Source organism: Actinomyces urinae, from assembly GCF_900119695.1.
Lineage (GTDB): Bacteria > Actinomycetota > Actinomycetes > Actinomycetales > Actinomycetaceae > Gleimia > Gleimia urinae.
The window spans coordinates 1,521,321-1,541,266 of sequence record NZ_LT632547.1 but is presented as its reverse complement, the minus strand read 5'-3'; the positions used below and the strand labels follow the sequence as shown (position 1 = coordinate 1,541,266).

General features: G+C 56.2%; 17 protein-coding genes and 1 tRNA gene. 8 read left to right on the top strand and 10 right to left on the bottom strand.

Annotated elements, in window-relative coordinates; translation table 11 throughout:
• Positions 1-45: 45 nt before the first annotated feature.
• Both BQ7114_RS08335 and BQ7114_RS08330 read left to right on the top strand, forming a co-directional pair.
• Positions 46-1,083: a LacI family DNA-binding transcriptional regulator gene (locus BQ7114_RS08335; RefSeq protein WP_072344385.1), complete on the top strand. Its 1,038-nt coding sequence runs from the start codon at positions 46-48 to the stop codon at positions 1,081-1,083.
• A gap of 106 nt (positions 1,084-1,189) precedes the next feature.
• The gene (locus BQ7114_RS08330; RefSeq protein WP_072344382.1) at positions 1,190-3,010 is read left to right on the top strand and encodes an LTA synthase family protein; all 1,821 of its coding nucleotides are present in this window, start codon (positions 1,190-1,192) and stop codon (positions 3,008-3,010) included.
• A 174-nt stretch (positions 3,011-3,184) separates the two neighbouring features.
• Here the strand turns inward: BQ7114_RS08330 and BQ7114_RS08325 are convergent.
• From BQ7114_RS08325 to BQ7114_RS08315, 3 genes are all read right to left on the bottom strand, one after another.
• A tRNA-Thr gene (locus BQ7114_RS08325) sits at positions 3,185-3,260 on the bottom strand.
• A 45-nt stretch (positions 3,261-3,305) separates the two neighbouring features.
• The gene (locus BQ7114_RS08320) at positions 3,306-4,094 is read right to left on the bottom strand and encodes a DsbA family protein (RefSeq protein ID WP_072344379.1); all 789 of its coding nucleotides are present in this window, start codon (positions 4,092-4,094) and stop codon (positions 3,306-3,308) included.
• Between the two features lie 101 nt (positions 4,095-4,195).
• Positions 4,196-5,893: a serine/threonine protein kinase gene (locus BQ7114_RS08315; RefSeq protein ID WP_230206015.1), complete on the bottom strand. Its 1,698-nt coding sequence runs from the start codon at positions 5,891-5,893 to the stop codon at positions 4,196-4,198.
• Between the two features lie 247 nt (positions 5,894-6,140).
• Between BQ7114_RS08315 and BQ7114_RS08310 the strand changes: the two genes are divergently transcribed.
• The 4 genes from BQ7114_RS08310 to BQ7114_RS08295 all read left to right on the top strand — a co-directional run bounded on the left by BQ7114_RS08310 (position 6,141) and on the right by BQ7114_RS08295 (position 10,385).
• Complete coding sequence (locus tag BQ7114_RS08310) at positions 6,141-7,280, top strand: ABC transporter ATP-binding protein (RefSeq protein WP_072344374.1); 1,140 nt, start codon at positions 6,141-6,143, stop codon at positions 7,278-7,280.
• 104 nt (positions 7,281-7,384) lie between these two features.
• Positions 7,385-8,629, top strand: coding sequence for a DUF4032 domain-containing protein (locus BQ7114_RS08305; RefSeq protein ID WP_072344371.1), 1,245 nt, complete (start codon positions 7,385-7,387; stop codon positions 8,627-8,629).
• Positions 8,630-8,639: 10 nt separating this feature from the next.
• Positions 8,640-9,419, top strand: a complete 780-nt coding sequence (locus BQ7114_RS08300) for a glycerophosphodiester phosphodiesterase family protein (RefSeq protein WP_143236842.1) — start codon at positions 8,640-8,642, stop codon at positions 9,417-9,419.
• Between the two features lie 30 nt (positions 9,420-9,449).
• Positions 9,450-10,385, top strand: coding sequence for an ROK family protein (locus BQ7114_RS08295; RefSeq protein WP_072344361.1), 936 nt, complete (start codon positions 9,450-9,452; stop codon positions 10,383-10,385).
• A gap of 128 nt (positions 10,386-10,513) precedes the next feature.
• On the opposite strand, the gene BQ7114_RS08290 is transcribed toward BQ7114_RS08295, so the two are convergent.
• The 4 genes from BQ7114_RS08290 to BQ7114_RS08275 form a co-directional block, all read right to left on the bottom strand.
• Positions 10,514-11,695 (bottom strand): hypothetical protein, encoded by a 1,182-nt coding sequence (locus BQ7114_RS08290; protein WP_072344354.1) that lies wholly within the window; start codon positions 11,693-11,695, stop codon positions 10,514-10,516.
• Positions 11,696-11,778: 83 nt separating this feature from the next.
• Positions 11,779-12,561 (bottom strand): sulfite exporter TauE/SafE family protein, encoded by a 783-nt coding sequence (locus BQ7114_RS08285; protein ID WP_072344349.1) that lies wholly within the window; start codon positions 12,559-12,561, stop codon positions 11,779-11,781.
• 124 nt (positions 12,562-12,685) lie between these two features.
• Positions 12,686-13,711, bottom strand: a complete 1,026-nt coding sequence (gene fbaA / locus BQ7114_RS08280) for a class II fructose-bisphosphate aldolase (protein WP_016444689.1) — start codon at positions 13,709-13,711, stop codon at positions 12,686-12,688.
• A 102-nt stretch (positions 13,712-13,813) separates the two neighbouring features.
• The gene (locus BQ7114_RS08275) at positions 13,814-14,488 is read right to left on the bottom strand and encodes a TrmH family RNA methyltransferase (protein ID WP_072344343.1); all 675 of its coding nucleotides are present in this window, start codon (positions 14,486-14,488) and stop codon (positions 13,814-13,816) included.
• Between the two features lie 126 nt (positions 14,489-14,614).
• On the opposite strand from BQ7114_RS08275, the gene BQ7114_RS08270 reads away from it, so the two are divergent.
• Positions 14,615-15,472, top strand: coding sequence for an HAD-IIA family hydrolase (locus tag BQ7114_RS08270; protein WP_072344338.1), 858 nt, complete (start codon positions 14,615-14,617; stop codon positions 15,470-15,472).
• A 121-nt stretch (positions 15,473-15,593) separates the two neighbouring features.
• On the opposite strand, the gene BQ7114_RS08265 is transcribed toward BQ7114_RS08270, so the two are convergent.
• Positions 15,594-16,679 (bottom strand): Fic family protein, encoded by a 1,086-nt coding sequence (locus tag BQ7114_RS08265; protein WP_072344333.1) that lies wholly within the window; start codon positions 16,677-16,679, stop codon positions 15,594-15,596.
• Positions 16,680-16,834: 155 nt separating this feature from the next.
• Positions 16,835-17,401: an orotate phosphoribosyltransferase gene (gene pyrE / locus BQ7114_RS08260; RefSeq protein ID WP_072344328.1), complete on the bottom strand. Its 567-nt coding sequence runs from the start codon at positions 17,399-17,401 to the stop codon at positions 16,835-16,837.
• A gap of 168 nt (positions 17,402-17,569) precedes the next feature.
• On the opposite strand from pyrE, the gene BQ7114_RS08255 reads away from it, so the two are divergent.
• Entirely contained in the window at positions 17,570-19,018 is a 1,449-nt protein-coding gene (locus BQ7114_RS08255; RefSeq protein ID WP_072344322.1) for a YkvI family membrane protein, read from the top strand.
• A gap of 101 nt (positions 19,019-19,119) precedes the next feature.
• Here the strand turns inward: BQ7114_RS08255 and BQ7114_RS08250 are convergent, their stop codons facing one another.
• A complete protein-coding gene (locus BQ7114_RS08250; protein WP_072344315.1) occupies positions 19,120-19,881 on the bottom strand; it encodes an SDR family NAD(P)-dependent oxidoreductase in 762 nt (253 codons plus the stop codon).
• Between the last annotated feature and the right edge of the window lie 65 nt (positions 19,882-19,946).

Below are 19,946 nucleotides of genomic sequence, written 5' to 3'. Positions count from 1 at the left end.
TCACAGACTATAGTAAGTGCGTAGGTTTCGCAATACCCCAATTAAATGGAGGACTACGCCTTGGGGGCAGAACGTAAGCGCGTCACTCTTATGGACGTAGCAAGAGAGACGGGAGTCAGCGCAAAGACCGTCTCAAACGTTGTCAACAACAAAGGCAACGTCTCCGATGCCGTGCGCGCGGAAATCCTACAAACCATAAAACGCCTGGATTACCGGCCAAACCTAGCTGCACGACACCTGCGGCAAGGATCTTCCAGGATGATCGCGCTTACCGTCCCAACGCTACGCGAACCATACTTCGCTGAACTAGCCTCATCCTTCGTAACCTGCGCACAAAAGATGAACGTGCTCGTACTTGTTACCGAAACCAATGGCGAACGTAGCCGCGAGAAGTTAGCTATCGAAGGACACAACCTCCCGGGCATCGACGCCATCATCTGTTCCCCACTAGCCCTGACAGAAGCCGACCTGCGGAGCCGTAACTCCGCGCTCCCACTTGTACTTCTGGGCGAATACGCATCCGAGTTCAGCGGCCCCGGCTATGACCTGCAAATCGGATACAACAACATCGAGGCAGCGCGCGTGGCAACCGAACACCTCCTCAAACAAGGTGCGCAGAGAATCGCTGTATTGGGTCAACAAGAAGACCGAACGCAGGCTACCTCCAGGTTGCGCTTTCAGGGATACGAAGAAGCTCTAGCTGGCGCCGGGATACCTCTGGATCCAAATTTGATTGGGACCGTGATCGACTTCAACCGCGGTGAAGCCGCCCGCGCTTTGCAACGCATCATCGATTCAAACACTCATTTTGATGGCATCCTCTGTTTCTCCGACACGCTTGCACTAGGCGCTCTACCCATTCTAGCTTCTAACGACTCAACACGCGATAGAAATATCCCTATCGTGGGATTCGACAACATTGAAGAGGCGCAGTTTGTCACCCCACCATTCGACACCATCGACCCACACATGGGGACCATTGCAAACACTGCATTAAACAAATTATTTGGCTCAACTTCTCTACTCGAGGGCGACCACCAAAAACATGTTGTTACCGATTTCGAACTAATAACTCGCACATAGACAACGCCCCGACCGCTTCCCGTTTAGATACAACACAAGCGGGGTGCCTTCAACGCCAATAACACACTTCAAATGCTCACTGAATATTAATGTAGAATTCACTTTCATGGTTGTTGCGTTGCAGATTCTGACCTGCCTTTTGGCCGGGGCCGGAGCACTATATTTGTTTGGGACCTCCGCAGGGTCCTTTATCCGCGGCACCCTCATTGGCGTATCCATGAATGCCCTGGCATTCTTCGCTCTAATACTCACCGGTCGCACCACCATCTACGGCGCCCCGCACTCACCCAAGTTCTACGTTGGATTCCCCGCTATTGTTCTCGGGCTATGCGTAGTTGCTCTTCTACTCTTGGAATTCCTTACGTCGCACGGGACTCTGGTAAAGAAGAGCGAACCTTGGAACTGGCGCGGCCTGTTCCCCACCTTCATAGGTGCAGTTGTTGGACTGCTCGCAGGCTTATTCTTTTTTATCCCCAAATGGCTCGAAGACAGCGTTGGAGAGATACCTCAAGACCCGAGCTTTATCTTCATCCTCACAGCAGCTGGCGATACCTCCACTGACGCGCAAGACCTTGCACTCCTAAACGAAATCGTAGCCCCCGCCATCTTCCTTGCACTGCTAGGGGCAAGCATCGGATTCATCCGCTCCGATCTTCACTTCAAGATGCCGGCGGCTCGAACCTGGCGAATCACGCATCTGCGCGGCGTAGCCCTCATGAGTATTTTTGCGCTCCTTGCGGGATCGTTTGCCTATTGTTACGCGAGGCTACCTATGAAAGAAGCCGCGCAGTTATTCTTCACCACCTCCAGCTATTTGGAGGACAACTATGTTGCTCCAACCGCGGACAATGTGACGTTACCCGCCCAAAAGCGCAATCTAGTGCACATTTACATGGAGTCCGTTGAAAACTCCTACTACTCCAAAGATTTGGGCGGCTACATGGAGCAGAATCTGATGCCTGAACTTGCCGCGCTTGCCGAAACGGGAATCTCCTGGTCAAATACCGACAAGTTTGGAGGCCCTACCCAGCTGTACGCAACCGGCCACTCGGTGGCCGGCATGATCGCAATGCAAGCAGGCGTACCAATGCTCGCCTCGGGAACAGCAAACAGTGATTTTTCCTACCCGGATTTCACAACCATTGGCGACATCCTGAAAGAAGATGGTTACAACACCACATTCATGCAGGCTTCAACGGCTGCGTGGGGTGGTCTGGACAGGTACTACCAGCGGCACGGAGATTTTGACATTCATGACCGCGCCCGTTTTGTTGCCGACGGCAAGATAGAGCACGATTACTACGTGTGGTGGGGCGTGGAGGATGACAAGCTCTACGAATACACGAAAGAAGAACTGACCAGACTGGGAGGCCAGGACAAACCGTTCTACATGATCGTCGAAAACGGCGACACCCACTTCCCCGACGGCTACGTATCTGAAAACATGACCGAAGCACCTTTTGACTCCCAGTACGCGAACGTAATCCACTACTCACAAGCCGAAACCGTGAAGCTGGTTCGATGGATCCAGGAACAACCCTGGGCGGCCAACACCACCATTGTGGTGACTGGAGACCACCGATCTATGGACAAAGCGTTCTTTAAGGGGTGGGACAAGAACTACCACCGCACCATCGTGAACCTGATTTTGAATCCCGTGCCCGGCACCGACTTCCCTGATTCAGTCACGAAGAATCGTGAGTTCTCGCCCTTCGACATGTTCCCAACAATCCTCACCGCTATTGGAGCTGAGGTTGAGGGAGACCGGCTGGGACTAGGCGTAAACATGTTCTCTGGCAAAGAAACCCTGGTTGAGCGCGACGGCGCGGATTTGATGAATGAAGAGTTTGCGAAACGCTCGCCCTTCTACGACTCTCACCGTGAGACGAGGGCAGCCCAGCCAGACCACTGGCAAGATGCGAAATAGTAAGACGACATCATCGGCCGCCAATTCGAACACTGCCGCGGTAGGTTGCGCTGGTTTTTCTGTTGCGGTCCTGAATAGCCAACGCCTGCCTTACATGACGCGTGTAGTAGCACCGCGCTTCTAAGAGAATGCAAAAGAAGCTCGGCCACGGTTTTTCGTGGCGGAGCTTCTTCTTGGAGCCACCTATCGGACTCGAACCGATGACCGTCCGCTTACAAGGCGGGTGCTCTACCAACTGAGCTAAGGTGGCGCGGCCACTAGTTTGCCATGAAGTGGCCCGTATTGTCACATACGCTTACTCGCCCTTAGCAGCAGTCAGAATACTGTTCATCAGTTCATCAGCGTTTTTACCGCTAAGCTGCACGGCCTTACCACCGGTAACAAACTCAGGCGTGCCCAGCTTCTCGCGCCCCTCCACCTGCGCATCCTTCCACTCGGTGGTGTTTGCCTCTAAAACGCTCTTCGCGCCGTCAAGACTAATCTTGTCCACCACAGCCTGGCTCACTCCCGCCTGGGTAGCAAGCTCCTTGATTTTCGCCAGCGAAGCGGCCTCGTCCTGGATAACCGAACCGTCGCCGCCATCAAACTGACTCTTGAAGAACTCGTAGGAGGCATGGTGAAGCTGCTCAAACTTTTCCGGCTCCTCCTGTGAAACGAGGTAAGCGGCGCTAGTCATCGCGTAATGCCACGGCATACGAACAACTTCAACGGGCACAAGTTCAAGCGAAATCTCGCCACTCTTAACCGAATCCCACAGCTTCGAGCCCACCAGCACATCTACATTTGCGCAAGCGTGGCAAGAATAATCGAAGTACTCGCGAACAACCGGGGCATTAGGATCTGCGACTCCAACGCCCTTTGAAGACACCACGATAGGCGTGAACTCGCCGGTCATAGCCTGATTGCTCTCATTGGACTTTGCTGAATTAATCACCCAAATGACAGCAATAATCGCAAGCGCCAGCAAAGTACCAACTACCGCGATAATGATCGCTCGCGTCTTGCGTTCCTTCTTAGCCTGACGCTCGCGTAATTCCTGCGCTTTAATGCGAGCCGCATCCTTGGATGACGGAGTATTTGCCATTTCCCCTCGATTCAACGTTTGCTAAAAGGGTAACGGGAAGCGCGCAAATACGCACACCCCAACGCCACGAAACGAGCATGATGGAGCGCACATTTTTAAATTTACAAGGTGATTCCTACAAAGAGGAACGCCGCGACCACTGCGAGCAGAGACAAAATGACCCTACCAATCCGCGGTATCGTGCCGGCCGTTGCATAGGAGCCTTCGCGGAGGAAATTTCCGCCCACCCCCACGCGGGCAAGCAAAATGGCGAACATGTTCGAACCCCACAGTAGCGCTCCCAAAACAGGATCCGACTCGCTTGGCGCCCCCATCAGCATCGTCATGTAAGGGTTTTCTAACGGAGGAAGGCCATTATTCACGCTGTAAAGCGCCCACGCCGCCCCTGCAATCAGAATCGCGAACGCGAGATTAAACGCGAGGGCGCCAGCCGCGGGGATCCACTGCAATCCCCCATTCAAAGCAGCCAGCCAGTTGTCACCACTGCGCTTTTCACCCGCCCTAACGCGCCGCTTCTCGCGCCACACCCGCGAGCGGCCCACCGTTTCCATGACGAGGAGCACGCCGACGGCAAGCACACCGCCAACGATGCCGAGCGAAACTGGCAGGGCAGCGAGGAAGCTTGCTACGCACAGGGAGAACACGAATGCGTTCGAGGGAGCTACGTAGTTGTACTGCTGCGCATCCCACTGCGCATTCGGATAGTCCGGCGCGATCGGGTATTCCTGGTACGGCTGCGAGGCCGGCGGATAAGCGTGTTGTTCGGAAGGCAACGCTCCAGGGTAGCCCGGCTGATACGGAACAGGCGCGCCACCAGGGTGCTCGGATTCAGGGGCCACCGTAGCCTGACTGGCGGCAGCGGGATACAGAGCGGTTTGCTCTACTTCCTCTTCATGGTCAGTGGGGAGCACGCTGGTTCGATCCACCGGCGGTACCGACAGCAAGCTAGTTTCCTCGCCTGGTTCGCCGTCCTCGCCTACCCAAGATTGCACAGCATCAGAGTCGAGATCATCGAGGCGCTGCAAAACTTCGGCCGAGCTCGGCCGGTGAGCACGCTCCCCCAGGGCCGACTCCAGAATCCGCGCAAGAGGGGGGTATAAGCCGGCAAGATCCAGCTGACCAGCCATTTGACGAGACAACACCACGTCTTGGCTTCCTGCCCCATACGGGGCTCGGCCGGTGAGCATATTCAGCAAGATCGCCGCCCAAGCCCACCAGTCAGACCCCTCGTCAGGCTCACGCCCGCGCATCACTTCCGGAGCCACCCACCCCACCGTGCCAGACACTAAGCCCGTGGAGGTAAGCCGCTCATCCTCGTCCGCCTGTGCGATGCCAAAATCAATCAGAACCGGCTGCGTAGCACCCAAAATGATGTTCGACGGTTTCAAATCGCGGTGAACCACGCCCGCAGCGTGCACGGCGCTAAGCGTTTGTTGCAATGACCGGGCGATTTCTAGCGCGTCTGCAAATGCAAACGGCCCTCCGGATCTGATCTCCTCACGTAGATCCAGGCCGTCAACAAGTTCGGTCACCACAAAGGGCTGGGCCGCTTCCGTCTCTAAATCGACAACGTTTGCGACCCCGTCGGTTCGGATACGGTTCAAAACTGCAGCTTCGCGTGCCAAACGCACCCTACTGGAGGGGTCAGCAGCGATCGCAGGGTGAAGTAGCTTCAGCGCAAACGTAGCGCCCTCACCATCCTCAACTTCCCACACAATTCCAGCGCCCCCCTTACCCAGGGGGCGCACCAGTCGGTATCCACCGATCTCCTCGCCAGCTTTTGGAATTGCAACGTCCATCACCAAAACTTTACCCGTAATCAAATGCAATACACGAGGCACGGCGAACCCAGCTATAACCAGCATGCGCAACTGGGTTTCCAAAAAGTAAAACTGTGACCCAATGTGCCTACTTATTTGCATCAAGCTGTGCTAGTGTCAGATTAGTTCTGGCTCAATAGGCGAGACGGAGCCGTGCTGGCAATGGTGTTAGCACCTCTTCACAACGGATCGTTCGGCACGTACCTGCCGATGGAGGAAAATAAATATGGCAACCGTAACTTTTGATAAAGCAACCCGCATTTACCCGGGCATGGATCGCCCCGCAGTTGATGCATTCGACCTCAAGATTGAAGACGGCGAGTTTCTCGTCCTCGTAGGACCTTCCGGTTGCGGTAAGTCAACCACCCTACGCATGCTTGCTGGCTTGGAAGACGTTAACTCCGGCCGCATTTTCATTGGAGACCGCGACGTCACCGACATGCAGCCTAAGAACCGCGACATCGCAATGGTGTTCCAGAACTACGCTCTGTACCCGCACATGTCGGTTCGCGACAACATGGGCTTTGCACTAAAGATCGCTGGCACCCCGAAGGAAGAGATCAACAAGCGCGTTGAAGAAGCTGCTGAGATTCTTGACCTTACCCCCTACCTAGACCGTAAGCCGAAGGCACTGTCCGGTGGCCAGCGTCAGCGTGTGGCAATGGGCCGCGCAATCGTTCGTAAGCCGCAGGTGTTCCTCATGGACGAGCCGCTATCGAACCTTGACGCGAAGTTGCGCGTTCAGACGCGTACCCAGATCGCCTCGCTGCAGCGTTCCCTTGGCGTAACCACCGTATACGTTACGCACGACCAAACTGAGGCCCTCACGATGGGTGACCGCATCGCAGTGTTGAAGGACGGCGTCCTCCAGCAGGTTGGCACCCCGCAGGAAATGTACGAGAAGCCCGCAAACGAGTTCGTTGCAGGATTCATCGGCTCCCCCGCAATGAACCTCGGTACCTTCACCGTTAACCGCGAAGGCGGCTACGCAGAGCTCGGCAAGGCTCACGTGAAGCTATCCGAAGCAACGATTGCAGCCCTGAAGCCGGAAGACAACAACCAGGTTGTGATCGGCTTCCGTCCTGAGGCCCTAGAAATCGTTGAAGAAGGCGAGCACACCATTCCGGTTGAAATCGACCTTGTTGAAGAGCTCGGCTCTGACTCCTACATGTACGGCAAGCTCGTTGGTGGCGGCGGCCTTGGTTCCGGCACCGACGCGAACCCGGACGACGAAGCATCGGATCAGATCATTATCCGCACCGCTCCGCGCACAGCGCCCCCGAAGGGCTCCATCGTCCACGTCCGTATTCGTGAGGGCCAGCAGCACAACTTCTCCAAGTCCACTGGCATGCGTCTTCCCTCATAATCGGGAAAACAATAAGTGAACATAACTGAGGGAGCTTCCCAACCGGGAGCTCCCTCAGTTCGTATTTCTTTTTAATCTGGCGTGCTTTTTGACAAGATATAACCATGCGACAATCCCTACAGATCACCGCTGCAAACCTGGACCCAGAGCTACTTGACCTCCCGTGGGAAACCCCGCTAGAAGATTGGCCCGAATCTGTGCTTGCCGCACTGCCTCGAGGAATCTCGCGCCACGTAGTCCGGTTCGTTAACCTCGGCGGGCGAGTAATCGCAGTGAAAGAAATTGGCGAAACCGTGGCCTACCACGAATACCAGCTACTGCGAGACCTCAACCGGCTAGGTGCTCCCTCCGTAATCCCAACGGCGGTAATCACCGGACGTAAATCTCCCGATGGCGAGGAACTCACCCCCGCCCTCATAACCGAACACCTCCAGTTCTCCCTGCCTTACCGCGCGGTAATCTCTCAGTCGATGAGGCCCGAAACCGCTGAACGCCTCATCGACTCCATCGCAGTACTGCTAGTACGCCTGCACCTACTGGGCTTCTACTGGGGCGACGTCTCCCTCTCAAACACGCTGTTCCGTCGCGATGCAGACGCATTCTCTGGATACCTCGTAGACGCTGAAACCGGCGAACTGCACCCCAGCCTCACGTCCGGCCAACGCAACTACGACGTTGACCTGGCCCGCACCAACATCATTGGCGAACTGATGGACCTGCAAGCCGGCGGAATGCTCGCTGAAGACTCCGACGCCATCGAAATCGGAGACCGCATTCACGAGCGCTACCACGAGCTTTGGAACCAGCTAACCGCAGAAGAGGTCTACTCTGACGGTGAACGCTGGCGCATCACCAACCGGATCCGCAAACTCAACGACCTCGGATTCGACGTGGGCGAAGTATCCATGAAGCAGACCCCGGACGGCACCAAAATCATCCTGCAACCAAAAGTTGTGGACGCCGGCCACCACCACCGCCAGATCATGCGCCTAACCGGCCTCGACGTGCAAGAACAGCAGGCTCGCAGAATGCTGAACGACCTGGCAACCTACCGCGCTGTCACCGGGCAGGAAAACCAGCCCATCGAACTCGTAGCTCACCAGTGGCTCACCGAAGTATTCGAGCCGACCGTACGCTCCGTTCCTCCCGAATACAGCGCTAAGCTACAACCCGCACAGATCTTCCACGAAATCCTAGAACACCGCTGGTTCCTTGCCGAGCAACGCGGCGGCGACGTGCCTCTCGAAGAAGCCACGCAGTCCTACATCGACAACATTCTTGCCACCAGGCGAGACGAGGCCCTCCTGCTTGACCTTGACCCTAATGACGAACACACCCTAGAAGACTGAAAGAAGCAACGTGAACTACCCACCAGTAATCGCCCACCGCGGAATGAGCTCACTGGCACCCGAAAACACGATGGCCGCATTCGTTAAATGCATCGACTACGGAGTGTCCTCGTTCGAATTTGACGTGGACGTAATCGCAGACGGCTCCGTCATAGTTATCCACGACAATCGCCTCGATCGCACTACCAACGGCAAAGGCGGCTACTACAACCTGCAGTTCAAAGACATCCGCAAGCTGGATGCCGGCAAGTGGTTCTCCCCCACCTACACGTTCGAACGCATCCCCGAACTTGTTACCGTGGTTGAACTGTTGGACAGCACCGGCATGGAAGCAAACCTTGAAATCAAGCCTTCCAAGGCCGGTTTTGAGCTACGCAACACCCTGATAGACGCCATTATTGCGTCCCTCGCAAAGCTAGAGAGTCACGACTCGGTCCTCGTGTCCAGCTTCGATATGGACCTACTTACCTCGCTTAAAGCGCGCGCACCACAGTACCGCCGCGCCTGCCTTTTCGAACCGTCTGGCGCTCCCATCATGGAGCAGGTAGACAAATGGATTAAACAGGCCTCCAAACTCGAGGCGGTTGCCATCCACCCGTGCGAGCGCGGCCTAACCGAAGAAGCCATGCGAGCCATGACCGAGGCCGGTTTCCAAGTGAATGTGTGGACCGTTAATGACCTGGAACGAGCTGCGCAGCTCGCCTCTTGGGGCGCGCACTCCGTGATTAGCGACATCGCGCAAGACTTTCCACAAGAATCGCGCTCGGCCCGTCCAATCTCAAACCGCTAACCACCCAAACCACGACGCTTAAGGAGCCTCATGCGCTACGCCCTTGCCCTCGACGTTGGGGGAACAACAATAAAGTCGGGGATTGTTAGCGAAAACAGTTCCGTATCGCACGCCCTCTCCACTCCTACACCCGCGAATCCCGAGAAGCTGATAGAGACGTTGGCGCAGATCGTAGCGGACTTGGACGCTCTTGTGCGTAGTGGAAAGGCCATAGGCGAGAACGGGGCTATCAAACCCGAAGACGTGGTGGAACCAATCGGATTTGACCTGCCCGGAATCGTGGACGAGGAAGCGGGCATGGCGATTTTCTCGGCAAGCCTGGGATGGAAAGACTTCCCTGCACGCGAAATGCTAACGCAAAGGCTGTCTCGCCCCGTGGGTTTTGGGCACGACGTGCGCACGGGCGCACTTGCCGAAGGAGCGTGGGGCGTCAAACTGAAAAACTTCTACTACATTGCGATTGGCACGGGAATCGCAACCGTGCTAGTGCTGGATGGCAAGGCGGTTGCAGTGTCGAGTTGGGCTGGCGAGCTCGGCCAAATCCGCATTCCGGGCTGGGACGGCCAACCTATCGCACTTGAGCGCGTGTGTTCGGCCTCCGGTATCGCACGCCGCGGCGCCGCACTTGGCCTGATTGACGAGGCCGAGGGCGCAGCTGGCGTCTACCGCCTGCTAGATGAGGGAAACGCGCAGGCCGCCCAGATTGTTGAGTATGCACTCACTCAGCTTGCCCGCACGGTAGCCCCGGTAGTGGCATCGGCAGGAGCAGTTCCGATCGTGATTGGTGGAGGCCTCGCCAACCGCGGACAGCAACTATTCGACCAGTTCCATACTCTCCTTGGCGACGCTCTCGGAATCGTGCCGAGCCCTCGAGTTCTTGGCGCAAGACTGGGTTCGAACTCTCAACTGATGGGCGCTGGCCTGCGCGCCCTCCAACTCGCTGATAGCCAACCAAATACGTTCTAACTCATCGCTTGACCGACAACGAGGCTGGTCGCCAGCCCAAAACACCGTCGCAGGTGCTCGTATGCTGGGCTTATTCCTCAAAAAATGGTGGGGAGAACCAACCGGTTCTCCCCACCATTGCGTAAGCCTTACTCGCCCCTGTGCTTCTTGGTGCGTTCAATCAGGTACTTCGAAAGCATGACCTCGGCAACCGAGTCGACTAGCATCATCGAACCCACAACGCCGCCAAGCTTCACCCAACCCGAACGTGGCTTTGCACTACGGAACGCGTTTACCACCAGCGTGGCACCAATCGCGGCCTCAACACTGGCAATCACGCGCACAATACTGGGCTGTTCAACTGCAACCTTATGGTAGGTCTCCCAAACCGGGTTGCTTGCAGATTCTGGCTCCAGCAAAATCCTGTCCACACTACGACCAATCGCATTCGAGATACCCCGCGCATAGTGCATTTCAAGGCCCGGAATGTCATCAGCTGACTCGTTTTCTACCAAGTACGTTGCGATCTGCGAGGGTACGCCAAGCGCCCTCACGAAGCTGGCAACCGCATGCGACCCACGCAACTGAGCGGTACCCTCCGCCGCAGCCACGTCCGCACCCGGCACGGCCTCGGCAATCCGGCGCAAGTCCGAAGTAGCTCCAACGAGTTCCTCCGCCTCAGCCGCAATCTTATCGCCGCTACGGCCTGCCGCGAGCGTCCTCGTAGACATCGACCAGTTGTAAATCGTTTCCGTTTCGTCGTCATCATCAACGGCGAGGCTGGCAAAGAACTCGTCACCCGACGCCATCAGCGTCACGCGCGGGAACTCCCCGAAGTCACCCACGTTCTGCGCATACTGCGCGTCATACGCGAGGGCCTGCCAACCGTTTTCAAGCTCAATGGAAGCAACATCGATGCCAAGAAGGGCGGCTGCAAGCGGGATGGAAGATTCGGGGATCTTCACCAGTTCTACGATCTTCATTGACTCCTCAGCCAGCTCCGGCGTATCTGAACCAACCTCTGCGCCCTCGGGTAGAGCATCCGCGCTGACCTCATCGATCATCACTTCCGCGCTGAACTCGTTGGCAAGATCAAGCGCGAAATCTTCAATCTCAACTATCGGAGCGATCTCGTTCGCATCGTTCACAGTGGCCAGGCGGCCGTCTTCTTCCGCAAGTGTTAGGCCCATCAAGTTCGGCGTGCGATCGTACCAGTCGATTGTCGCAACCACTCTGGTTTTATTTATGAAGTCGGCAACCACCTTCGGATCCAGGTGTTCGGCAATAATAATGCCTTCGATTCGTGTCCAGTTGGGCTGTGCGTGTTCCAAAGTGGCCTCCTAATATCTACTACCTACCATCACACCACGAACGCGAGAGTTTTGATAGGTATACCGCAAGTTTACTCGCGTATTCACGCGAAAATGGCTAGTAACGTGGCGCTCAAGCTCGCTATGCAAACCACTGCTAGTAGCGCCCCAAAAATCAGTGTTAACTGGTACGGCTTAGCCCGGCTAGACAGAGGGCCTCCCACCACTGCTCCGCTCATCGACCCCAGCATGAACGCCACCACAACGCCCCAATCGATCGGCGGCGTATTGCCCACTCTAGCCAGCAGGCCTCCAATGGCGGCCATCGACATGACGATCAAAGAGGTTCCCGCGGCCTCTCTCATTCCAAACGCGAGGACGATTGTGAGTACCGGCACCACTATAAAGCCGCCTCCCACGCCAAAGAAACCCGTCAAGAACCCTGTTCCCAGGCCAGCCAGGGTTATCGCCACGAGGCTGCGCGGCTTACCCCTCGGAGCTTCTCCGTCCGGAAGGTCGCGCTCACGCAGGCCCTTCCAGATCATCACCGCCGCCATCACCGCCAGCATCGCGCTAAATAACAGCATCAACGCCTTACCATCCACCAGGACGGCCAGACGCCCTCCCACCACAGAACCAATTATCGAGATTGCCCCAAAAATCAGGCCCTGCTTCACTCGGATAGTTTTTGCGCGAAGGCGCTGGGGCAATGCAGACAAAGCGGTTGCCAACACAATCACAAGGGAACCGAGGGCAGCCGCGTGCGGTGTCTGGCCCAGCAGGTAGGTCAGCGCGGGAACAGCGAGGATACCACCTCCCGCGCCAAGCGCTCCAACCACGACGCCCACGCCAACACCAATTACCACCGCGAACGCAACCGCTTCCAAACCGCGCTCCCTCTAGTCAGAACCAACCGGCCTCGCAAAATGAATACCTACTTCAGCCACACTACCGCGCATAGCGAAGGGCGCGCCCATTTGGACGCGCCCTTCGAAAGAAGCCAGAAGCGACTTACTTCATCTTGGTGCCAACGGAGCCAAGGCGCTCACAAGCCTCAACAACGCGAGCAGCCATGCCAGCCTCAGCAGCCTTACCCCACGAACGCGGGTCGTAAGACTTCTTAACGCCGACCTCGCCGTCAATCTTCAGAACTTCGTCGTACTTACGTAGCATCCACTCGGCAACCGGTCGAGTGAAAGCGTACTGAGTGTCCGTGTCAACGTTCATCTTGATAACACCGTTCTCAACCGCCGTGCGGATCTCCTCAGCAGACGAGCCCGAACCACCGTGCATAACCAGGTCGAACGGACGATCGCCAGCGTTGTACTTCGCGCCAACCTCTTCCTGAATGGTGCCCAGAATCTCCGGACGAAGCTTTACATGGCCCGGCTTGTAAACACCGTGGACGTTACCGAACGTAAGAGCAGTCAGGTAACGGCCCTTCTCGCCAAGTCCCAGAGCCTCAACCGTTGCAATACCATCCTCAGTGGTGGTGTATAGCTTCTCGTTGATCTCGCCAACAACGCCGTCTTCCTCGCCGCCAACAACACCAATCTCAACCTCAAGAATGGTGTGCGACTTCTGAGCCAGATCAAGCATCTTCTGCGCGATCTCCAAGTTCTCCTTCAACGGCACAGCCGAACCATCCCACATGTGGGACTGGAAGAACGGAAGGCGGCCAGCCTTAACCTCTTCAACTTCGAGCTCCATGATCGGAATAATCCAAGAATCAAGGTTCTGCTTTGCGCAGTGGTCAGTGTGAAGCGCAACCGTAACGTCGTAGTTCTTAGCAATCTCACGAGCGTAAGCAGCCATCGCGAGCGAGCCAGCTACACGGTCCTTAACCGTGGAGCCCGACCAGTACTCGGCGCCACCAACCGAAACCTGGATAATACCGTCAGACTCGGCCTCGGCGAAGCCTTGAATAGCAGCCGTCAAGGTCTGCGAAGAAGTAACGTTGATCGCCGGGTAAGCGAACTTGCCTTCCTTCGCACGGTCCAGCATCTCGTTGTAAACTTCAGGGGTTGCGATAGGCATTAATTGCCTCCTTGCCTAGACATTTTGACTTCTTCATTATCCCACATTTAGCTTCACAATGCTTTAGCGTCCAAAGTCCACAGACCTATTCGACTTACCCATCTACGCGTCTTTCGGATCGCCTCCATGCTGGATAACCCACGCCCACATAGCGATTGCCGCAGCGTGCCCCACATTCATCGACCGGCTAGAACCATACTGCGTTATGTGTAGAACAGACTCGCACGCCCGTGCCATATCCTCACTGAGTCCCGTCGATTCCTCCCCCATCACCAGCACGCACTTATCCGGAAGCGCCTGACCTTCCAGCGGCTTAGACCCCTCAATATTGTCAATCCCAATCACATGCAAACCACGGGCACCCACATGGTCTAAGAACCCATCGATCTCGGGGTGGTGCACGACCTCCAAATACCTGTCCGTCACCATCGCCCCGCGCCTGTTCCACCTGCGCCGCCCAACAATATGCACGCGACGTACCCCCAAACAGTTCGCTGTGCGCACAATCGATCCAATGTTAAAGTCATGCCCTAGGTTTTGCACCGCAACTTCAAGCCAATCCGGCCGACCCACGCTATCTAGGAAGCCCTTAATCGCCTCGTTAGACCAATAACGGAAGCGATCCTCCACATTGCGCGAATCACCCTCGCGAAGCAATACCGGATCATACTGATCGCCCTGCGGCCAGTTCTCTTCACCACCGGGCCACGGCCCCACGCCGCTACCCGGAACCGACCGCACCTCATTCTCGCTTATTTCTGCCACGTCCTCGAACATACAAACAACGCGGGAAACCGTCAAAGCCAGCCGACCGCCATGCACGAGCGTGCATAAAACCTGCGATCACCTGCCTCGCACGAACTTAGAACGATAGGCTAAAAGCAGTTATAGAAGGAGACAAGTATGGAAACTACAACAAACTTCTCGCTAGACGAAATGCCCCCGATTACCTCGTGGCTATCCGACATGGACGGCGTCCTCGTAAGCGAGCAACGCGCAATCGACGGAGCACAGGAATTCATTGACACCCTGCACGAGCTGAACATCCCGTTCCTCGTATTCACCAACAACTCGATTTACACGCCGCGAGACTTGTCCGCACGCCTCGACAACTCTGGCCTGCACGTGCCTGAAGAGCACATTTGGACCTCTGCGCTTGCAACCGCCGCATTCCTTTCACAGCAGTCACCAAACTCGTCCGCATTTGTCATTGGCGAGGCCGGACTCACCACCGCCCTACACAGCGCCGGCTACGTGATGACCGAGACCAACCCCGAATACGTTGTGCTCGGCGAAACTCGCAGCTACGACTTCAACGCCATCACCCGGGCCATTCGCTTCATCGAAGCAGGCGCCAAGTTCATCGCCACCAACCCGGACGTCACCGGCCCATCCGACGAGGGAATCTTGCCCGCAACCGGATCCGTGGCTGCAATGATCACCAAAGCAACCGGACGCAGACCCTACTTTCTAGGCAAACCCAACTCGATGATGCTGCGTGCCGGCCTCAACAAGATTGGCGTACACTCTGAAGTCACCGCTTTGATCGGTGACCGCATGGACACCGACGTGCAAGCCGGCATCGAAGCGGGACTACGCACCTTCCTCGTTCTCAGTGGTTCAACGAGCGAATACGAAATTCAGAACTTCCCGTTCCGCCCCTACCGCACCAAGAACTCGATTGCAGACATGATCGAGGTTGTGCGCGAAAACCACCGGCTAGCCAAAGAAGCAGGACTCCTCGAAGAATCCGGCGAGTAGGACGCAGCTAACCTCGCGAACTGTTAAACATTTGTACACGTATGTGCGACGTGTACAAAATTCGCGAAATTTTTAACACGTTATCGGGACGTGTACAGATTTTGTACACGTCCCGCTAGCTTCACCTAGGCAGTGCTGTGTTGAACAACAAATCAAGATACCTGCCGTTCACAAACAGTACTTCGCGACCAGCAGACACCTTTTCGAGCAAACCCGAGGCTTCCAATTTGCCCGCGTACTTCGCGGCAGTTTGCCGACTCACGCCCAGCTCAGCCTCAAAATCACGGTAGCGCGCATACGGCTTCTCAAACAGCATGAAGGCCACATCCCGCTGCGGCAGACCACTACCGCGAAGTAGCTCCACAACCTCGTCAATCAGAGTATTAACTGCGTAAATGAGATCGCTGGTCCACTTTGAAGTGACTTCCACCGCGCGCAAGATGAAAAGGATCCAGGGAATCCACTCACCTCGCTGCGTTACGCCATTAAGCAACCGGTAATACTCCTGCTTGTGCTGCACAATGTAACCCGACAGGTAAGTAATCGGGCTGGTAAGCAGATCGGCATGAACCAAATAGAGGACGTTCAGAATCCTGCCGGTTCGCCCATTACCATCCGAGAACGGGTGGATAGCTTCAAACTGGTAATGCAGTAAGGCAAGTTTGATCAATGGATCTAGCGAGTCATCCTCGTGTAAGAACTCCTCCCAGTTAGCGAGGTGCCTCAGGATAACGCTCCTGCCTTCGGGAGGCGTGTAAATACGCTCTTTCGTTGTTGGATTGCCAATGTACGTGCCCGTGCCGCCGCGAACATCCATATCGAAGTTCGTGATGCGTGAGCAGATCTGCTTGGCCATATTCACAGTGATCGGGCGTTCTTTCAACAAAGCAACACCAAGATTCATGGCCTCCCGGTAGCGCAATCCCTCACGTGTAGCGGGAGTCGGTTTACCGACCTCCAACGCTGCGCGGAAAAGCTCGTCATTAGTGGTGACGATGTTCTCTATCTCTATCGATGCCTGCGCCTCGAGCAAGGGGACCGAATCGATCAATATGCGCGGATTCGGAAGGAGCTCTGCAGCGGTATTTGCCTTTTCCAATGCCCTCGCAGCGGATATAACTGCGCGCAGTACTTCCGGGGTCTCCACTTCACATGCAGGAGGAAGAGGCGGCAGATCCTGATACGGCTTTTTCGGATCAACACTCATCTTGCACCTCCAAACGTTCATGACGTGTACAAATTATGGCGAATTTTTAACACATTATCTAGACGTGTACAGAATTCGCGAAATTTTTAACACGTTATCGGGACGTGTACACAATCTGTACACGTCCCGATAAGACGAAAGTGAAGATGCTTAGCTTAGGCGAGGCCGAGGTCTTCCAACCCCAAAGCGTTCAGATACTTGTAACCAGCGCCCTCGATGACCTCGCGCGCACCGGTATCGCGGTCCACAATCACCGCAACAGCTAGAACCTGCGCGCCCGCGGCCTCAAGCGCGCGAGCCGCCTGCATCGGAGAGCCACCCGTGGTCGAAGTATCCTCCAACACGATCACGCGCTTGCCCTCAACAGACGGCCCCTCAACCTGGCGCTTCATGCCATGATCCTTGGCCTCCTTGCGCACCACGAACGCATCAACAGACAAGCCCCGTGAGGCCGCCGCATGCAAAATCGCCGTCGCAACCGGATCCGCACCCATCGTGAGGCCACCCACGGCATCAAAATCATCCGGAGCGAAACCATTATCCTCGAGCATGTCGAGCATCACGTGCCCCACCAAAGGAGCCGCCTCATGATGCAGCGTTGCCCTGCGCATATCAACGTAAAAGTCAGACTCCTTACCCGAAGCCAAAGTCACCTTCTGGTGAATAACAGCAAGCTCTTTAACAAGTTCGGCCAGGCGGGCCTTGCGCGGATCGTTAGTCATACCCCTATCGTAAGCGAAAGCCAGCTTCCCCTCGACAATCGCGCGATTAACCTAGCCCCGCCCCCGTTTCGTTACATGCGCAACGAAAATCCCCAAGCCGGCTAAAACTCGGTAAAGTAAAAGCACTGAGGCGTACCAGCCGCCAAATCTACACAGCTGGCACAAAACATGAACCGGCAAGTAATAACAGTTGCGATGGCCTTCGTAGGCCTAGTAGTAGGCGCAGGATTCGCATCAGGTAAAGAAATCCTCCAATACTTCGTAGGATTTGGCGTCCAAGGAATGTGGGCGGTCACCCTCGCGCTTATAATCTTCGGAATCGCCGGATACGCGATCCTCCAGCTCGGTTCCTTCTTCCTCGCCAGCGACCACAAACGCGTGCTCACCGAAGTTTCCCCGCCCATCACGTCCCGCTTCTTCGACATCCTCATCACCCTCACGCTGTTTAGCATGGGCTTTGTAATGATCGCCGGCGGAGGCACCAGCCTGAACCAACAATTCGGGCTACCCGTCTGGGTGGGATCTGTCATCATCACCGTCCTGGTAATCCTGGTTGGCATGCTTGACGTAGACCGCGTGACCGCAATCATAGGATCCATCACGCCGTTCATCATTGTGCTGATCGTTGGCGCTGCCATCTGGTCATACACGCACATCGACTACTCATTCGCGCAGCTTAACGACATGGCAATTGAAGTCGGATCAACCCTGCCAAACTGGTGGATTTCCGCGACAAACTACGTAGCTCTAGCGCTTGCAATGGCCGTGTCCATGTCAATCGTGATGGGAGGCCAAATCCGCGATCCCCGCGTAGCAGGACGCGGCGGCATGCTGGGCGGCATAATATACGGCCTGCTGATCCTCATCGCGTCCTCCGCCCTGTTTACACAAATCGACAAAGTGGGCCACTCTGACATGCCCACCCTCATGCTGCTAACCAGCATCCACCCCGCATTTGGCACCGTCATGGCGTTCGTGGTTTTCGGCATGATCTTCAACACCGCAATCGGCATGTACTACGCCCTCGCCTCCAGATTCTCAAAGGGCGACCCAAAACGCTTCCGCATCTGGTTAGTCTCGATGGCTCTGATTGGCTTCGTGATCTCATTTGTTGGATTCGAAACGTTTGTGAGCTACCTGTACCCGGTGATCGGCTACGCGGGCATGCTGCTGATTCTGCTTCTGGTAGTGCACTGGGTGCGAAGCCGAGAAGATATTCGTGAGGAAGTGGCGCGCCGCATGGCTATCCGCAAACTCTTGCGTCGCCTCATGCGTCATGACAAGCACTTCCACCAGGGACATGCCGATCAGCTTGCCGACGCGATTGAGCAATCACCGGTTGATAACTCGGACCTGCAAACCAGCTCTGTGCTTGAAGTGGTGGACGAGTTGGAAGACGAGGGCCTAGCTTACAACCATCCAGCAACGATCGACTTCGAAGAGATCACCAACGTGGAGCTCGAAGAGGACGCCCTCGACGACTACGAAGAGCCCGAAACCGATCAGGCAACCGAGGGAGCTGCCCGAGCGGAAGAAACGGACTCGGCATCTACCTCGGCTTCGACGGATGACGCCAGTGCCTCGACGCAGGAAGCTAACCCGGAAAAGCCTGTCTAACCGTTAGCGCAGGCTTGCGCATGCAGTGGGGCCACCTCTTTAATCTGACTTTCGGGCCAGGAGCGAGGCTGCAATAGCTAAAGCCCGCGAGTTCAAAACACTCACATGTGGGGCAGGCGCGAAGTGACCGCGCGAACCATCCAACGCGGCGACATCTTGGTGGCAAACATTGCTACCTTATAGCGCGCCGAAGGGGTGACCAACACCTGGCGGCGACGAACCGCTGCGAGGGCCTGTTCCACTACCTGAGCCTCGCTGATCCAAGAGATTTTTGGAACCTCCTCGGGAACCGTCTGCACCCTGTCGTGGAACGCAGTATTAACCATGCCTGGCATGACTGCCGTGACACTCACGCCCGTTCCTCGCAGTTCCTCCGCCACTCCCTCGGAAAACGCCTTCACCCACGCCTTGTGTGCGGAATATGTGCCCATGCCGGTGTCCGCCGCAACGGAAGAAACGTTGAGAACTGCACCGTGACCTCGGTCGAACATGGCATTCACCGCCGCGTGCGTAAGCTCCATAACGGCCCGTACCATCACGTCCAACGCCTTTGTTTCAGCGGTCATACTGTTCTCACGAAACGGCACGCCCAAGCCAAAACCGGCATTGTTCACGAGCAGACCAATGGGGCGCTCATCTTGGCGGAGCCGCTCCACAACCGCCTTGCGCCCCCTCGCGGTGCCAAGGTCCGCCACGAGCACCTCGGTGTGCACGCCTGAGGCTGCCTCGATCTTGGCGGCGATCTCACGCAACTTATCCTCCCGGCGCGCAACCAGCACCAGATTGTGCCGTGCTGCCGCCAGCTGCCAACAAAACTCTTCCCCAAGGCCCGAAGACGCCCCGGTAACCAAAGCAGTACCCATACAAATAGGTTAGGCGGCATCCCCTCCCTTATGCCACATTTGACGCCGGAAGGTAGGGTTAAACC

Bases quoted from the DNA above. Each gene is read 5' to 3' on its own strand.
- BQ7114_RS08335 (WP_072344385.1), top strand. From the start codon at position 46: ATGGAGGACTACGCCTTGGGGGCAGAACGTAAGCGCGTCACTCTTATG.
- BQ7114_RS08330 (WP_072344382.1), top strand. From the start codon at position 1,190: ATGGTTGTTGCGTTGCAGATTCTGACCTGCCTTTTGGCCGGGGCCGGA.
- BQ7114_RS08320 (WP_072344379.1), bottom strand. From the start codon at position 4,094: ATGGCAAATACTCCGTCATCCAAGGATGCGGCTCGCATTAAAGCGCAG.
- BQ7114_RS08315 (WP_230206015.1), bottom strand. From the start codon at position 5,893: ATGGACGTTGCAATTCCAAAAGCTGGCGAGGAGATCGGTGGATACCGA.
- BQ7114_RS08310 (WP_072344374.1), top strand. From the start codon at position 6,141: ATGGCAACCGTAACTTTTGATAAAGCAACCCGCATTTACCCGGGCATG.
- BQ7114_RS08305 (WP_072344371.1), top strand. From the start codon at position 7,385: ATGCGACAATCCCTACAGATCACCGCTGCAAACCTGGACCCAGAGCTA.
- BQ7114_RS08295 (WP_072344361.1), top strand. From the start codon at position 9,450: ATGCGCTACGCCCTTGCCCTCGACGTTGGGGGAACAACAATAAAGTCG.
- fbaA (WP_016444689.1), bottom strand. From the start codon at position 13,711: ATGCCTATCGCAACCCCTGAAGTTTACAACGAGATGCTGGACCGTGCG.
- BQ7114_RS08275 (WP_072344343.1), bottom strand. From the start codon at position 14,488: ATGTTCGAGGACGTGGCAGAAATAAGCGAGAATGAGGTGCGGTCGGTT.
- BQ7114_RS08270 (WP_072344338.1), top strand. From the start codon at position 14,615: ATGGAAACTACAACAAACTTCTCGCTAGACGAAATGCCCCCGATTACC.
- BQ7114_RS08265 (WP_072344333.1), bottom strand. From the start codon at position 16,679: ATGAGTGTTGATCCGAAAAAGCCGTATCAGGATCTGCCGCCTCTTCCT.
- pyrE (WP_072344328.1), bottom strand. From the start codon at position 17,401: ATGACTAACGATCCGCGCAAGGCCCGCCTGGCCGAACTTGTTAAAGAG.
- BQ7114_RS08255 (WP_072344322.1), top strand. From the start codon at position 17,570: ATGAACCGGCAAGTAATAACAGTTGCGATGGCCTTCGTAGGCCTAGTA.
- BQ7114_RS08250 (WP_072344315.1), bottom strand. From the start codon at position 19,881: ATGGGTACTGCTTTGGTTACCGGGGCGTCTTCGGGCCTTGGGGAAGAG.